General features: G+C 70.5%; 11 protein-coding genes. 4 read left to right on the forward strand and 7 right to left on the reverse strand.

The window, feature by feature from the left end; translation table 11 throughout:
* The first annotated feature begins 13 nt into the window (after positions 1-13).
* The 3 genes from EIK80_RS10200 to EIK80_RS10210 are packed head-to-tail and all read left to right on the forward strand — an operon-like array spanning position 14 to position 3,450.
* The gene (locus EIK80_RS10200) at positions 14-1,852 is read left to right on the forward strand and encodes a cytochrome c biogenesis protein DipZ (RefSeq protein WP_125156876.1); all 1,839 of its coding nucleotides are present in this window, start codon (positions 14-16) and stop codon (positions 1,850-1,852) included.
* Between the two features lie 57 nt (positions 1,853-1,909).
* Positions 1,910-2,536 carry a 2-dehydro-3-deoxy-6-phosphogalactonate aldolase gene (locus EIK80_RS10205; RefSeq protein WP_125156877.1) on the forward strand — a complete coding sequence of 209 codons (627 nt, stop codon included), beginning with the start codon at positions 1,910-1,912 and terminating at the stop codon, positions 2,534-2,536.
* The gene (locus EIK80_RS10210; protein ID WP_125156878.1) at positions 2,536-3,450 is read left to right on the forward strand and encodes a 2-dehydro-3-deoxygalactonokinase; all 915 of its coding nucleotides are present in this window, start codon (positions 2,536-2,538) and stop codon (positions 3,448-3,450) included. Before EIK80_RS10205 ends, EIK80_RS10210 begins: the two co-directional genes overlap by 1 nt.
* Here the strand turns inward: EIK80_RS10210 and EIK80_RS10215 are convergent.
* On the reverse strand, positions 3,413-4,837 hold the full coding sequence (locus EIK80_RS10215) for an amidase (RefSeq protein WP_125156879.1): 1,425 nt from the start codon (positions 4,835-4,837) through the stop codon (positions 3,413-3,415). The two genes, EIK80_RS10210 and EIK80_RS10215, sit on opposite strands and share 38 nt — an antisense overlap.
* Before the next feature lie 68 nt (positions 4,838-4,905).
* Between EIK80_RS10215 and EIK80_RS10220 the strand changes: the two genes are divergently transcribed.
* Positions 4,906-5,895: a P1 family peptidase gene (locus EIK80_RS10220; protein WP_125156880.1), complete on the forward strand. Its 990-nt coding sequence runs from the start codon at positions 4,906-4,908 to the stop codon at positions 5,893-5,895.
* Here EIK80_RS10220 and EIK80_RS10225 read toward each other — a convergent pair.
* Genes EIK80_RS10225 through EIK80_RS10250 form a run of 6 tightly spaced genes read right to left on the reverse strand, consistent with a single transcriptional unit; the run spans position 5,892 to position 15,437 of the window.
* Positions 5,892-7,481, reverse strand: a complete 1,590-nt coding sequence (locus EIK80_RS10225; protein WP_125156881.1) for an ABC transporter ATP-binding protein — start codon at positions 7,479-7,481, stop codon at positions 5,892-5,894. The two genes, EIK80_RS10220 and EIK80_RS10225, sit on opposite strands and share 4 nt — an antisense overlap.
* A complete protein-coding gene (locus EIK80_RS10230; protein ID WP_125156882.1) occupies positions 7,482-8,306 on the reverse strand; it encodes an ABC transporter permease in 825 nt (274 codons plus the stop codon).
* Positions 8,303-10,849, reverse strand: coding sequence for an ABC transporter substrate-binding protein (locus EIK80_RS10235; RefSeq protein ID WP_125156883.1), 2,547 nt, complete (start codon positions 10,847-10,849; stop codon positions 8,303-8,305). Before EIK80_RS10235 ends, EIK80_RS10230 begins: the two co-directional genes overlap by 4 nt.
* On the reverse strand, positions 10,846-12,198 hold the full coding sequence (locus EIK80_RS10240) for a tetratricopeptide repeat protein (RefSeq protein WP_125156884.1): 1,353 nt from the start codon (positions 12,196-12,198) through the stop codon (positions 10,846-10,848). The genes EIK80_RS10235 and EIK80_RS10240 overlap by 4 nt, the downstream gene beginning before the upstream one ends.
* Before the next feature lie 9 nt (positions 12,199-12,207).
* Positions 12,208-13,173 (reverse strand): alpha/beta fold hydrolase, encoded by a 966-nt coding sequence (locus EIK80_RS10245; protein WP_125156885.1) that lies wholly within the window; start codon positions 13,171-13,173, stop codon positions 12,208-12,210.
* A gap of 32 nt (positions 13,174-13,205) precedes the next feature.
* Entirely contained in the window at positions 13,206-15,437 is a 2,232-nt protein-coding gene (locus EIK80_RS10250; RefSeq protein WP_125156886.1) for a TonB-dependent receptor, read from the reverse strand.
* Positions 15,438-15,553: the final 116 nt, after the last annotated feature.

Here is a 15,553-nt window from a genome sequence, read left to right on the forward strand (position 1 = left end):
AGTCCGCGTTCCCATGATCCTGTTCCTGCTGGCCTATCTGGGCGGCGTGCTGACCATCGTCAGTCCGTGCATCCTGCCGATCCTGCCGTTCGTGTTCGCGCGGGCCGACAAGCCCTTCGTCCGGAGCGGCCTGCCGATGCTGGCCGGCATGGCCGTGACCTTCGCCCTGATCGCCACCCTGGCGGCGGTGGGCGGCGGCTGGGCGGTGCGCGTCAACCAGTACGGCCGCTGGGCGGCCCTGGCCCTGATGGCCTTCTTCGGCCTCACCCTGCTGATCCCGAGCCTGGCCGACCGCCTGACCCGGCCGCTGGTCGCCCTGGGCGGGCAGCTGTCCCAGCGCGCCGACGCGCAAGAGGCCGCCGGCGGCTCGACTGTCCTGGCCTCGGCCCTGCTCGGCGTCGCCACCGGCCTGCTGTGGGCGCCGTGCGCGGGTCCCGTGCTGGGCCTGATCCTGACCGGCGCGGCCCTGCAGGGCGCCAACGCCCAGACGACTCTGCTGCTGGTCGCCTTCGCGGCTGGCGCGGCGACTTCGCTGGGCCTGGCCCTGCTGGTCGGCGGCAAGGTCTATGCGGTGATGAAGCGCTCGCTGGGGGCCAGCGAATGGATCCGGCGCGGCGCCGGGGCGGTGATCCTGGTCGCCGTGGCGGCCATCGCGCTGGGTGTCGACACCGGCTTCCTGACCCGCGTCTCGCAGACCAGCACAGCCGCGCTGGAGCAGGGCCTGGTCAACAGGCTGCACCCTCAGCGGGAGTCGGTCCTGCTGCCCGCCAGCGGTGACGCGATGAGCGGCAGTCCCGCCATGATGGCCGCCAATCCGGCCATGATGTCCGGCGCTCCCGGCGGCGCGATGATGATGCGCGCCAAGCCCGGCCAGGGCGAGGCCCTGCCGGTCGAAGGCGCAGCCCCGCCGCTGGACGGCGCGGTGACCTGGCTGAACTCACCGCCCCTGACCAAAGCCCAGCTGAAGGGCAAGGTCGTGATCGTCGACTTCTGGACCTATTCCTGCATCAACTGCCTGCGCTCGATCCCCTATGTCCGGGCCTGGGCCGAGAAGTACAAGGACCAGGGCCTGGTGGTGATCGGCGTCCACGCGCCGGAGTTCGCCTTCGAGAAGGACGTCAAGAACGTCCGCAAGGCCGTCGCCGACCTGAAGATCGGCTACCCCGTGGCGGTCGACAACAACTACGCGATCTGGCGCGCGTTCGGAAACCAGTACTGGCCGGCCCACTACTTCATCGACGCCCAGGGCCGGGTGCGCCACCACCACTTCGGCGAAGGCGACTACGACCAGTCCGAGCGGGTGATCCAGCAGCTGCTGGCCGAGGCCGGCCGCGCCGGGGTCGAAGGCGGCCTGGTGGCGGTCAAGGCCACCGGCGCCCAGGCGCCCTCGAATGGCAAAGACGTCGGCTCGCCGGAAACCTATGTCGGCTATGGCCGCGCAGAAAACTTCGCCTCGGCCGGCGGGGCGGTGCGTGATGCGCGCCACGTCTACGCCCTGGCCGAGCCGTTGAAGCTCAACGCCTGGGGTCTGGCCGGCGACTGGACGATCGGCGCCGAGCAGGCGGGCCTGAACGTGGCCGGCGGCAAGATCGCCTATCGCTTCCACGCCCGCGACCTGCACCTGGTGCTAGGTCCAGCGGCGAACGGCGCCAGGGTCCGCTTCCAGATGACCCTCGACGGCAAGCCGCCGGGCGCCGACCACGGCATGGACACCGACGCGGCCGGCAACGGCGTGATTACCGGCCAGCGACTCTATCAATTGGTCCGGCAGAAGGGCGCGATCGACGACCGAACCTTCGAGATAAGGTTCCTGGACGCCGGCGCCCAGGCCTATGCTTTCACGTTCGGCTGAACCGCCGCATGCCGGCGCGCGCGGCCTGACGCCCGGCCAGTTTTGGAGGCAGAGCGCATGACCGCGTGGACCAAAGTCCTGACGACCCTTCCGCTGGTGGCGATCCTGCGCGGCCTGGCGCCCGACGAGTCGGTCGAGGTCGGTGAGGCCCTGGTCGCCGCCGGCTTTCTCTGCCTGGAAGTGCCGCTGAACTCGCCCTCGCCGCTGGACAGCATCCGTCGCCTGCGTGAGGCGCTCGGCGACCGCGCCATTGTCGGCGCCGGCACCGTGCTGACCGCCCCGGCCGTGCGCGATGTCGCGGGGGCCGGCGGCCAGATCATCATCTCGCCGAACACAGACGTCGCCGTGATTGGCGAGGCCAAGGCCGCCGGCCTGATCTCGTTCCCGGCCTTCTACACGCCCAGCGAGGCCTTCACGGCCATCGCCGCCGGGGCCGACGCCCTGAAGCTGTTCCCGGCCGAGGCCGCGGGTCCGGCCATGCTGAAGGCGATGAAGGCGGTGCTGCCGAAGACGACGCCGGTCTTCCCGGTCGGCGGTGTCGAGCCCGGCAATGTCGCGACCTGGCGCGCGGCCGGCGCCAACGGCTTCGGCCTGGGCTCGGCGCTCTACAAGCCCGGCAAGACGGCGGCCGAGGTCCGCATCGCCGCGGACGCCTTCGTCGCCGCCTGGAAGGCCAGCGCCTGATGGCTGACCTGATCGCCTTCGGTGACTGGGGCACCAGCCGTCTCCGCCTGGGCCTGTACGACGGCGACACCCAGCTCGAGTCCGTGGAGGGCCCGGGCATCGGCGGGCTCAGCGCCTCTCCCGCCGAGACCCTGCTGGGCGCGGTCGCCAGTTGGCGCGCGCGGCGCGGCCTGTCACGGGTCGTGCTGGCCGGCATGGCCGGCTCGCGCACCGGCGTGGTCGAGGCTCCCTATGTCGAATGTCCCGCCGGCGTCGATGACTGGGTCCGCCAGACCGCCACCGTGACGCTGGACGGCCTCCTGGTTGAGGTCGCGCCGGGAGTGGCCGGGATCGCCCCCAGCGGCGCGCCGGACGTTATGCGTGGCGAGGAGACCCAGGTGTTCGGGGCCATGGCCCTGTATCCCGAGCTCGCCGAGGGCGATCAGGTGTTCGTGCTGCCCGGAACCCACGGCAAGTGGTGCCAGGCGCGGGACGGCCGCATGGTGCGCTTCCAGACCTTCCTGACCGGCGAACTCTTCGCCCTGCTCTCGACCCGCTCCAGCCTGCTGCTGGGCGCGGACGCCGTCGAGAACGCCGAGCACGAGGCGACCGGCTTCGCCCATGGCCTGGAGCGCGCCCGCGCGGGCCACCTGCTGAGCGCCCTGTTCGAAGCCCGAAGCGCTCAGCTGCGCGAGGGCCGCACCGGCGCCTGGGCGCGGGGCTTCCTGTCGGGCCTGACGATCGGAACCGAGGTGGCCGAAGGCGCCGCAGCCTTCAAGGCCGAGCGCGTGATCCTGATCGGGGCCCGCGCCCTCGGCGACCGATACGCCACCGCCCTGGGCGCGCGACAGGTGCGGAACACAGCCCTCGGCGGCGAGGTCTGCGTGCTGGCGGGGCTCAGGCGCTTGGCGTCGACCCAGGCCGGCTGTCATTGAACGGCCTAGTCGGCCAGGGTCTCGGCGCCGGCCGCAGTCGCTCATAGGCGCGCGACAGGCGCAGGACCCCCAGGTCGTCGAAGCGCCGCCCCACGATCTGCAGCCCGATTGGCAGGCCCTCGGCGGTGTAGCCGCAGTTGATCGAGGCCGCGGGCTGCTCGGTCATGTTGAAGGCGACGGTGAAGCCGATATGCTCGAACGGCCGGGTCGGGTCATTGGTCGGCGACGGCAGATGCGCGTCGAAGGCCGGCATGGGCGCGGTTGGCGAGAGCAGGAAGTCGAACGGCTGGAAGGCCTTGGCGCCCGCCTCGCGCATGCGCTGGATCTGGTTGAAGCCGCGATAGACCGACAGGCCGTCGGCCCCGCGCGCCGCCCGGGCCCAGTCCAGGATATACGGCAGGCAGCGCTCGGCCCGCTCCGGCGGCAGGGCGTCCAGGTCGCTCAGTGAGCGCGTGCGCCAGAAGAGGTCCAGGCCGTCCAGCATTTCGCGGGTCAGGTACGGCGCGAACGGCTCGACGATCGCGCCGGCGGCCTCGAAGGCCCGGGCGGCGGCGGTCACCGCCTCGGCGACTTCCGGCTCGACCGGCAGACCGACGCCGGCGTCCAGCATCAGGCCGATCCGTAGGCCCTTCAGGTCGATGTCGAGATCGGTCCAGGCGATGTCCGCCGGCGGCAGGCTCATGTGATCGCGCCAGTCTGGTGCGCTGAGCGCGCACATGGCCAGGGCCGCGTCCTCGACCGTGCGGGTCATCGGGCCGGCGCAACGGCCGATATAGGGCGGGTCGATCGGGATCCGACCGTTGCTGGGCTTGAAGCCGAAGATTCCGCACCAGCCGGCGGGCAGGCGAATGGAGCCGCCGATGTCGGTGCCGATGTGCAGCGGCCCATAGCCCGCCGCAGCGGCCGCGGCGGCCCCCGCGCTGGAACCGCCGGGCGTCTTGGCCAGGTCCCAGGGATTGCGCGACAGGGCGTGGAAGCTCGACAGGCCCGACGACAGCATGCCGAAGTCGGGATTGGTGGTCTTGGCCACGATCACGGCGCCGGCTTCGCGCAGGCGGGCGGCGGGCGGGGCGTCGACAGGCTCTGGAACCAGGTCGGACGCGGCCGAGCCGATCGGCTTGGGTACGCCCTGGGTGGCGATCAGCTCCTTGATCGTGACGGGTGCGCCGTCGAGCGGCCCCAGCGCCTCTCCACGCCGCCAGCGGTCCTCGGACGCGCGCGCCGCCGCCAGCGCGCCCTTCCCGTCCAGCGCCCAGGTCGCCGCGAGGTCCGGTTCCCAGGCCTCGATCCGCGCCAGCACCGCCGTCGTCACATCGACCGGTGAGAGGCTCCCGTCACCATAGAGCCGGGAGAGTTCGACGGCGGTCAGATCAGGAAGCTCGCTCATGCGGGAAGACTAGGCCCGGCGGGGGCGGCTTCGCTAGAGTGCCGGCGAATCCTTGGAAGGACATCGCCTTGCTTAGACCCGGTCCGCGCAATCTGCTCACCGATGTGCCCGGCCTGACGGTCGGCAACGCCACGGACGAGGCGGCGCGTAGCGGCGTGACCGTCGTGCGCTTCCCGGGGGGCTGGATAGCCGGCGTCGACGTGCGCGGCGGCGGGCCGGGCGTGCGTGAGACCGCGGCCCTGTCGCCCGAGAACGGTTACTCCAGGCTGCACGCCCTGACCTTCAGCGGCGGATCGGTCTTCGGCCTGGCCGCCGCCGACGCCGTGACCGCCGCCCTGTCGCAAGCGGGCGAGGGCTTCCTGTTGCGACCGGACACGCCCCGGACCCCGATCGTGGCCGGGGCCGTGCTCTACGACCTGGCCAATGGCGGCGACAAGGGCTGGGCGCTGGATCCGCCCTATCGGCGTCTGGGCCAGGCGGCCTTTGAAACGGCCGGCGAAGCCTTCGCGTTGGGCGCGGTCGGGGCCGGACGCGGCGCGCGAGCTGGCCTGGTCCAAGGCGGCCTAGGCTCGGCCTCGCTGGACCTGGGCGACGGTCTGACGGTCGGGGCGCTGGTCGCCGTAAACCCTGTGGGCTCGGTGCTCATGCCTGACGGCGAGACCTTCTGGGCCTGGCCGTTCGAGATCGACGGCGAGTTCGGCGGCCGTGTTCCCACGGGACCGGCCGGGGCGGTCGAGCCCATGCCGGACGAGTCGCGACTGGCGGGCCAGGGCCGCCTGACGCCAGGCGCGAACACCACCCTGGCCGTCGTGGCGGTGAACGCCGACCTGACCGCTGGCGAGTGCAAGCGCCTGGCGATGATGGCCCAGGACGGCCTGTCGCGCGCCGTGCGCCCTGCCCACACGCCGTTCGACGGCGACGTGGTGTTCGCGGCCGCCTCGGGAGCGGTGGCGCTCGGAACGGAGGCGCGCGCGCATCGCCTGGCGCGACTGGGCTCGGCGGCCGGGGATTGCGTGGCCCGCGCCATCGCCCGAGGGGTCCACGCCGCGCGCGGCTAGCGGCGGGCGGCCAGCGCTCGGGCCAGATTCGGCGTCGCGGCGATCAATTGCGCCGTATACGGATGTTTAGGCGCCGCGAACACCTCGGCGGTCGGTCCGGTCTCGACGATCTGGCCCTCGCGCATGACCAGCACCCGGTCGGTCAGGCCGCGCGCCACGCCCATGTCGTGGGTCACGAACAGATAGGCCACGCCCAGGTCGTCTGAGAGCCGGGCCAGCAGGTCCAGCACCTCGGCGCGGACGGTGACGTCGAGGGCCGACACCGCCTCGTCCAGGGCGATGACCTCGGGCTCGACGATCAGAGCGCGGGCGATGGCGATGCGCTGGCGCTGTCCGCCGCTGAACTGGTGCGGATAGCGATCGGCGGCCTGCGCCGGCAGGCCGACCTTGGCCAGCGCGGCCTCGACCTTGGCGCGGCGCGCCGGGGGCGAGAGCTTCGCTTCCAGCAGGTGCAGAGGCTCGGCCACCAGCCGCTCGACCGTCCAGCGCGGATCGAGACTGCCGCTCGGGTCCTGGAAGACCAGCTGGATGGCGCGTCGCCGGCGGCGCGGCGAGGCCGGCGTGAACGGCGCGCCAGCCAGAAGCACCTCGCCGCCCTGGATCGAGTCCAGGGCCAGCAGAGCGCGCAGCAGCGTCGACTTGCCGCTGCCGGACTCACCGACCAGGCCGACGATCTCGCCCGGACGGATCTCCAGGGAGACGCCCTGCAGCGCACGCACGGGCCGGCCGGCGCGGAGAAAGCCGCGCCGGCCGGGATAGTCGCGGACCACGCCGCGCGCCTCCAGGATCGGCGCGGCCTGGATGTCCGGCGCCCGGGTCCTGATCGGCATCCGCTCGGCGTCGGCGGCCAGGGCGCGGGTATACGGGTGCGCCAAGGCCTTGAAGACGGCGCCGGTGTCGCCCTGCTCGACGATCTTGCCATCCTTCATCACCGCGACATGGTCGGCGGCCTCAGCCACCAGGGCCAGATCGTGGCTGATCAGGATCAGGGCCGCGCCATCCTCGCGCACCAGGTGGCGCAGCAGCTCGAGAATCTCGGCCTGGGTGGTGACGTCCAGCGCCGTGGTCGGCTCGTCAGCGATCAGCAGGCGGGGCGAGAGCGCGACGGCGATGGCGATCGCGACCCGCTGACGCTGGCCGCCCGACAGCTCGTGCGGATAGCGGGTCAGGGGGATGTCGGCCAGGCCCACGCGATCCAGCGTCCGGCGCGCCGCCGCCCTGGCCTCGGCGCGGGAGGCCCCGCGATGCAGGCGCGCGACCTCGGCGACCTGAGCGCCGATCGTCATCACCGGATTCAGGGCCGTCATCGGCTCCTGGAACACCATGCCGATGCGGTCGCCGCGCAGGCGCGACAGTTCGCCGTCGGGCAGACCGACAAGGTCACGGCCCTCGAACCGGACCGCGCCCTCCATCGCCGCGCCGCGCGGCGGCAGGCCCAGGATCGAGAGGGCGGTCATGGACTTGCCCGAGCCGGACTCGCCGACAACGCCCAGCACCTGGCCGGCCTCCAGGTTCAGCGACAGGCCGCGCAGGATCGGCGCGTCGCCGATCGTCAGCTTCAGGTCCTGGATCTCGAGCAGGGCCATCTAGCGGTCCTCGTCCAAGCGCGGATCGAGACGGTCACGCAGGCCGTCACCCAGCAGGTTCAGGCCCAACACGGTGATGACGATGGCCAGGCCGGGGAAGATCGCCTGCAGCGGCGCGACCGCGACCAGGGTCTGGGCGTCGGCCAGCATCTTGCCCCAGCTAGCGGCTGGCGGCTGGGCGCCGAGACCGACATACGAAAGCCCCGCCTCGGCGATGACGCCCAGCGAGAACTGCAGGGTCGCCTGAACGATCAGCACACTGAGCAACCCGGGAACGATGTGCTCCAGCGAGATCCGCGTCGCGCCCTTGCCGGCCGCGCGGGCGGCCAGGACGTAGTCGCGGGTCCACAGACTCAGCGCCGAACCTCGGGTCAGCCGGGCGAACACGGGCACGTTGAAGACGCCGATGGCGATCACGGCGTTGATCGCGCCGGGCCCCAGGACGGCGGTGATCAGGATCGCCAGGATCAGGGCGGGGAAGGCGAAGACCACGTCCGAGGCGCGCATGACCAGTTCGTCGATCCAGCCCCGACGGGCGGCGGCCAGCAGGCCCAGCGGCGCGCCGACGCCCGCCCCCAGCAATACCGCCACCAGCGAGACGGACAGCGCGTTGCGCGCGCCCAGCAGGATCATCGAGGCGATGTCGCGACCAAAGTGATCCAGGCCAAGCCAGTGGGCGGCGGAGGGGCCTTGCAGCCGGTGACCGATGTCGAAGGCCGTCACGTCGTAGGGCGTCCAGACCAGCGAGAGCAGCGCGGCGACGACGAACAGAACGCTGATCACGCCGCCGACGATGAGCGTGGCGGAAAGGCGAGAACGGCTCATGATCCGCGCCTCCGCAGGCGGGGATCGACCAGCACATAGGCCACGTCGACCAGGAAGTTGGTCGTCACCACGGCGAAGACCAGCAGCATGACCACGCCCTGCACGACGATCAGGTCGCGCTGGGTGATGGCCTGCAGGACCAGACGCCCCAGACCCGGCAGGAAGAACACGTTCTCGATGATCACCCCGCCGGCCAGCAGGAACGGGAACTGTAGGCCCAGGATAGTCAGGACGGGGATGAGGGCGTTGGGCAGGCCGTGCCGCCACAGCGCCTGGCTGGCGGTGAGCCCCTTGGCGCGAGCGGTGCGCATATAGTCCTCGGCCAGGGTGTCGATCAGGGCCGAGCGGGTGACGCGGGCGATGATCGCGGCTTGCGGCGCGGCCAGGGCGATGGCCGGCAGGGCCAGGGCTTTCAGCGCCGGGACCAGGCCCGCGTCCCAGCCGGGAAAGCCGCCAGCCGACACCCAGCGCAGACCGATGGAGAACACCATGACCAGCAGCACGGCGAACCAGAAGTTGGGGATGGCGACGCCCACCTGGGTCAGGCCCATGACCAGGGCGTCGGCGGCCTTGCCCCGCCGGGCGGCGGCCAGGGCTCCGATCGGCGCGCCGACCACAACCGACAGGATCAGGGCCAGCGTGGCCAGGGGCAGCGAGACGCCGATCCGCTCGGCGACCAGGGCCGCGACCGGGGTCTGGTAGGTGTAGCTGACGCCCAGGTCGCCACGCAGCATGCCCAGCAGCCAGTCGAAGTAGCGCTGCGCGGCCGAACCTTCCAGCCCCATCTGCTGGCGCAGGTTGGCCACCGCCTCGGGGCTGGCGTTGAGGCCCAGCATGTACGCGGCCGGATCTCCCGGCGCGACCTGGATGATGGCGAAGACCACGATGCTGGCGACCAGCAGGGTCAGGACCATCACCGCCGCCCGGCCGCCCAGATAGGCCGCGCCGAAACGGACAGCGAGCAGGATCAGGCCCCCGACCAAGGCGAACGCCAGCACGGCCCCGACGATCGCCCCAGCCGGACCGGCCTTGTCGCTGGCGATGGCTTCCGCCCCGCCGACGCCGTCGAACGAGGCCGCGCGCAGGTCGATGTTCTGGGTCGGCGAGTTGACCCAGAAGTCCTTCAGTCGCGCGTCGAACACGCCCAGACGCGGGAACTGGAACAGGAAACCGTTGACCGCGTCCTCGGCGATCCGGCGCTGGATCTGGCCCAGGATCGCCGCCCGCTGGCCCTCGTCCGTCGCGCCCTTCAGGGCCTCCATCAGGCCGTGGAAGGCTTCGCTATGATAGCCGAAATAGTAGTCGGCCTTGTCATAGATGGCGTAGTCCATCGGCTCGGCATGGCTGACGATGGTCAGGTCGAAGGCGTGGCGGCCATAGACCTGGTCCAGCCACTGGGCCCACTCGATGTTCTCGATCTTCACGCGGACACCGGCCTGGGCCAGCTGGGCGGCGACGATTTCGCCGCTACGGCGGGCGTAGTTGGGCGGCGGCAGCTTCAGGGTCAGGTCGAGGCCGTTGGGATAGCCTGCTTCGGCGAGCAGCACCTTGGCCTTGGCGACGTCGTGCGGGTAGAGGCCCGTGAGGTCCACGTAAGCGGCGTTCTGCGGCGGGAAGTGGCTGCCGATCGGCGTGCCGTAGCCGTACATCGCCCCGTCGATGATCGCCCGACGGTCCAGGGCGTATTGCAGGGCGCGGCGCACCCGCAGGTCGGCCAGCGGGCCGGCGCGGTTGTTTATCGCCAGAATCACCTCGCCCTCGCTGGAGGCGGTGACCACCTTCAGGGCCGGATCGGCGCGCAGCTGAGCCAGGTTTTCCGGCGCCGGATAGTCGGGGAAGGCGTCGACCTCGTGGGTCTTGATCGCCGCATAGGCCGCCGCCGGATCGGCGATGAACTTGAACTTCACCTGGCGCAGCTTGGCGGGCTGACCCCAGTAGCCGTCGTCGCGGACCAGGGTCACCGTGTCGCCGCGTCGCCAGCTGGCGAACCTGAACGGGCCGGTGCCCACCGGGGCGGTGGCGAGACTCCCTGCCGACTTGGGCGAGACCATCACGCTGTCGCCCCAGGCCAGGGTGTAGAGCAGGTTGCTGTCGGGGCTTGAGAGACGCAGGCGCACCGTGCGCGGGTCGACGGCCTCGACCTGACGGATCACGCTCAGCGCCTGTTTCTGGACATTGGTCGAAGCCGGGCCGAGCGCGCGCTCCAGACTGAACTTGACGATGGTTGCGTCGAAGGGTGTCCCGTCCTGGAACCGCACGCCGTCGCGGAGGTGGAAAGTGTAGGTCAGGCCGTCGGGCGACACCTCCCACCAGGTCGCCAGCAACGGCTTGACCGTCCCTTGCGCGTCGAGGCGGACAAGGCCTTCGAAGACGTTGCCGTAGACGACCTCGTCGGTCGCCACCGCCGCGCCGGATGTGGGGTCGAGGTTGGGCGGCTCCAGCTGCAGCGCGACCGTCAGCGTGTCCTTGGGCGTGGCCTGCGCCGCCGGCGCGAGGGCCAGCAGGCAGGCGGCCGCCAGACCGAGAACGGCGCGGAACTTCACGCGATGCGCGCCCGGGCCTTGGCGGCCTCGGCGGGCAGGCCCAGGCGGTCATAGACCTGGGCCAGGGCGCGGTTCAGCGGGACGCCGTCGGGATCGAAGCCGCGCCGCAGCTCCAGCGCCTGCTGAGCTTCCGACAGGCGGTCGGCCCGGATCAGGGCGTCGAGGATCAATTGCTCGAAGAGATCGCGCTGGGCGTGGCTGCCGCCGATCTCGGCCAGGCGCGGCAAGGCGGCGCGCAGGCCACGCAGGGCGCTCGGATAGTCGCCCCGCGTATGGGCGACCAGCCCCTCGGCGACGGGCAAGGCCACCTCACGCCAAGTCTCGCGGACATGGTCGGGGGCGTCCAGCGCCGCGCGGCGCACGGCGGCCAGCAGGGCATCGGCCTGCGGCCGACCGGCGCGGGCCAGGCCGTAGAGGTACTGCAAGGTCAGGAACGGCTGGACCACATCGTCGGCGCGCGCGGCCAGGCGATCGGCCACGTCGTCCCAGCGGTCGCCGACGTCGACGCCAGCCAGCTCCAGCCGGGCCAGCAGCGACACCGCCCCGATCTGGTCCTGGGAATAGTCCTTCTCCTGCCCCCAGACGTGGTCGTCATAAGCGGCCAGCGCCGCGTCGAGCCGGCCCTGGCTGAGATAGAACAAGGCCAGGTGCCACCACAGGTGGGTATCCATGAACGAGTTGAGGCCGGTCCAGGTGTCGCGAACGCCTTCCAGAAACGCGACGCCCTCGGCGACGCGGCCTTGGGTCAGCATCACGTGGGCCAGGGCGTGCTGGGCCCAGGGCTCCTTACGCTTAAGGTCCAGCGCGCGCCGCGCGGCGGCTTCGGCCTCGTCCAGCAGGTGGCATTGCTCATAGGCGAAGGCCAACATGCCATGCAGCTGCGCCACGTCCCCGGCGGCGGGCAGGACGGCGCTGGCCGCCCGCAGCATGGCCGGGAAGTCACCCCGGTTGAACGCGTGATACTGCGAGAGCTTCAGCGCCAGCAGGTCGCGCGGCCAGGCCGCCAGGATCGTGTCGGCGATGGCCAGGGCGCCGGGGATGTCTTCGGCCGACCACGCCGTCACGAACGCGACGAAGGCCTGTTCGCGCGGATGGGCCTGGCCCACCGCCGCCCGGGCGCGGGCCAGGTAGGGCGCGGCGCGCTCGGCCGCCTCGGGCGCTTCGAGCAGCAGCCACAGCGTCGCGGCATAGGCGTTCAGCAGCACGCTATCCGGATGCGCCTCGGCCGCGCCGATGACCTCGGCCGCCTGGGTCTCGTAGCTGAGGAAGCCGTCGACGAAGGTGTCGATCGCCGCCAGGGCGGTGTCGGACGTCGGGCTCACCGGATTGCCGAGATAGTCGCTATGCATAAGGCTACTCTAGCGGACGCCAGCCTCGGCGAGGAAGGCGGCCGTATCGTCGGCCGAGCGCTGCGGGATCTCGACCTGCGGCAGATGGCCGACCTTCGGATAGACGATCAGCTTCGCGCCAGGGATGGCCTCCGCGAACCTGTGGGCGCCGGCGACCTCGATCAGCGGATCGATCTCGCCCCACAGAACCAGGGTCGGAGCCTTGATGGTCGAGAGGATCTCCCGGGTCGCCTGGCTGTGCTTGCCGGGCTGGATCGACATCAGGATGGCGCGGTGGCCCGGGGCGCGCTGCAGCTCGGCCCAGCGATCGATGAAGGCGTCGGTGATCACGGCCGGATCCCCGACCTCGCCGCGCAGACCCGAGCGGATCAGAGGCTTGTTGTCGATCGAGCGCAGGAAGGCGCGGCCCCACGAATACTTCAGCAGCTTGAAGGCCAGGGGCGGCTTCTTCAGGCTCGTGGAGGGCCAGCCGGCGGCGTCGACCAGGATCAGACCGTTGACGCGGTCCGGATGGCGCACCGCGACCTGCCAGGCCACGCCGCCGCCCATCGAATTGCCGGCGATGGCGAACTTGGGAAGGTTCTCCTTGGCCGCCAGGGCGTCGACCAGATCGGCGAAGCCATCGGCCGAGGCGACATAGCCGTCCGGCGCGCGGGTCAGGCCGTGACCCGGCAAGTCCACGGTGATGATCCGGTAGCGATCGCCGAGCCGGGCGACCCAGCCCTCCCACGAGAAATGCGAGTCGCCGAAGCCGTGAACCAAAACGAGCAGCGGCCCGTCGGCCTTGCCTTCGTCCTTGTAGTGCAGGCGCACGCCGCCGGGCAGGTCGGCGTAGCGCGAGGCCTTGGTCGCGTATCTGGCCTCGAGCGTCTCGTAGGGGATGTCGGGGCCGCGCAGCAGCAGCCAGCCGACGAAGCCTATGAGGACGACCACGACAGCAAGGCCGCCCAGGATCAGCAACAGGGTCTTCAACATCGTTCGAGGCTCCTGGGCGGGCGGGTGCTGAACTAGAAGCGATACTGGGCGCGGACGCCATAGGTCGCCGGCCGCCCCGGCGCGGCGACGTCGATCAGCGGCAGGAAGAAGTTCCGCGTCAGGTCGTACCTGGTGTTGAAGACGTTGCGCGCGAAGGCGGTCAACGCCCACGGTCCCCTGGCCGGCGACAGGGTCACGCTGGCGTTGGCCAGCCAGTAGGAGTCGACATCGTAGCGCGACCCCAGCAGCAGCGGCTTGGTCTTGTCGTGGAAGGCGTAGTTGCCCTGCGCCTCGACCTCATAGTCGCCGACGGCCCAGGTATAGGACACGTCGCCGCCGTAGCTGAGCGGTGGGAAGCCGACCTTGGCCCCGGTGCGCGAGATATAAACGGCGTGGCCTGCCGCGACGCTGGCCGGGATATCCAGATCGTTCGTGTATTTGTCGAACTTGCCGGTCTTGTAGCCCAGCGACTGGCCGATCCGGAGATCCGGGACCGGGCGCCAGGTCAGCTCCAGCTCACCGCCGTAGATGTGCGACTTCTGAGCGTTGACGATGGCCCCGATCGGGCCGTTGTTGATGTCGTAGATCGCCGACTGAACCTGCTGGTCCTTGTAGTCGTAATAGAACACCGAGCCGTTCAGCTGGACGGTGTTGGCCGCGAAGCTGGACTTGAACCCGGTCTCGTAGGCCCACAGGGTCTCGGGCTTGAAGCCGTCGACGGCCGCGGCGTCGCCGCGATTGTAAGAGGTGAAGCCGCCCGACTTCGTGCCCTTGCTGACGCTGGCATAGAGCAACACGCCGTCGACCGGCTTGTACTCCAGGGCCAGCTTGCCGGTCACCGCCTTGTTCTTCAGCGACTTGTCGTCGGTCGGGCTGAAGTTGGTCGGCGGCGCGCCGGGGGCGAAGACGCCGGCAGTGACGAAGTCGAACTGCTGGCGCTTTTCATCCTCGCCACGCAGGCCGGCCACCAGTTTCAGCCTGTCGCTGAGCGCGTATTCCAGCTGGCCGAACAGCGAGGCCGATCGGACCTTCTGGCTGTAGGTCGTGCGCGTGTCGAACAGCAGCGACTGGTAGAAGTCCGAATAGAAGGCCTCATCGATGGTCTCGCGCGAATAGTAGCCGCCGACCAGCCATTGCAGCGGGCCTTCGGTCTTCGACGAGGCCCGCAGCTCCTGTGAGAACACCTTGGCGTCGGTATCGAAATAGGTCCCGGCATAGGCGTACTGGGAGGCGTCCCAGTCGTTATATTCCTTGCGGCGCAGCTTCTCGTACGCGGTGATCGACACCAGGTCGACACCCCCGGTCTCGCCGTGGGCGCGCAGGGAGACGCCGCTGCTCTTGGTGTCATGGAATGGCTTGGCGTTCGCGGCGATGCCGGTCAGCGTCGCGAAGGCGGCCGAGCCGCCCCAGCCGGTGTTCTTGCGGCTGGCGTCGGCGGGGATGGTCGGCAGGCTGGCGTTATAGCCCAGAGGATTGAACAGATAGAGTCCGGTCGGCTCGGACTTGTCGTAGCCGGCATGGATGCTGAGCAGGACGTCAGCCTTGTCGTTCGGCGTCCAGGCCAGTTGGCCGCGCACCGAGCTGGTGTCCTTGTCGCCCAGCTTCTGACCCGTGGCGCGGTTCTTCTGCCAGGCGCCGCCCTGGTCGGTGACGAAGGCCAGGCGACCGCTGAGCGTGTCGCCGAGCGGTCCGGACACATGGCCTTCGGCCTTGAATTCATCGTTGTTGTCGTACTCCGCGGTCAAGCCGGCCGACAGCGACGGGGTCGGCCGGTTGGTGATGAAGTTGATCGCGCCGCCGGTCGTGTTGCGGCCGTACAGAGTGCCCTGCGGCCCGCGCAGCACTTCCACGCGGGCGATGTCGAACAGCAGGCCCTGGGTCTGGGCCTGGATCGGATAGGCCACCTCGTCGACGCTGACGCCGACGGTCGAGGAGTTGTTCGAGGCGTAGTCATCGAAGCCGACGCCGCGCAGGCGGAAGCTGGGCTGGCCGCTACCGAACTGGGGCGTGATCTCCAGGCTCGGCGTGGCGTACTGCAACTGGTTCACCGTGGCCACGCCGCGCGCGACCAGCTGCTCGCCGGAGATCACGGACAGGGCCACGCCCACGTCCTGGGCCGATTGCTCGCGGCGCTGCGCGGTGACGATCACCTGCTCCACGGCGGCGTCGCCGGATGCCTGAACGCCGGCCTGAGCCCAGGCGGAGCCCGCGAAAGCCGCGCCTAGGGCGCCAGCGGCGGTTCCGATAAGAAGACGCTTGATCACTGGTCTATCCCCATTGTCGACGCCGGGAGAACGCGCCGCGTTTGCGGGATTAGAATTCCTATCGAAATGATGGGAATTGAAATGGAGATTTCCTGCCCAGAGGCCAAGCTTCTCTA

It is taken from the genome of Caulobacter sp. 602-1 (assembly GCF_003931565.1).
Classification (GTDB): Bacteria; Pseudomonadota; Alphaproteobacteria; order Caulobacterales; family Caulobacteraceae; genus Caulobacter.

Bases quoted from the DNA above. Each gene is read 5' to 3' on its own strand.
- EIK80_RS10200 (WP_125156876.1), top strand. From the start codon at position 14: ATGATCCTGTTCCTGCTGGCCTATCTGGGCGGCGTGCTGACCATCGTC.
- EIK80_RS10205 (WP_125156877.1), top strand. From the start codon at position 1,910: ATGACCGCGTGGACCAAAGTCCTGACGACCCTTCCGCTGGTGGCGATC.
- EIK80_RS10210 (WP_125156878.1), top strand. From the start codon at position 2,536: ATGGCTGACCTGATCGCCTTCGGTGACTGGGGCACCAGCCGTCTCCGC.
- EIK80_RS10215 (WP_125156879.1), bottom strand. From the start codon at position 4,837: ATGAGCGAGCTTCCTGATCTGACCGCCGTCGAACTCTCCCGGCTCTAT.
- EIK80_RS10225 (WP_125156881.1), bottom strand. From the start codon at position 7,481: ATGGCCCTGCTCGAGATCCAGGACCTGAAGCTGACGATCGGCGACGCG.
- EIK80_RS10230 (WP_125156882.1), bottom strand. From the start codon at position 8,306: ATGAGCCGTTCTCGCCTTTCCGCCACGCTCATCGTCGGCGGCGTGATC.
- EIK80_RS10240 (WP_125156884.1), bottom strand. From the start codon at position 12,198: ATGCATAGCGACTATCTCGGCAATCCGGTGAGCCCGACGTCCGACACC.
- EIK80_RS10245 (WP_125156885.1), bottom strand. From the start codon at position 13,173: ATGTTGAAGACCCTGTTGCTGATCCTGGGCGGCCTTGCTGTCGTGGTC.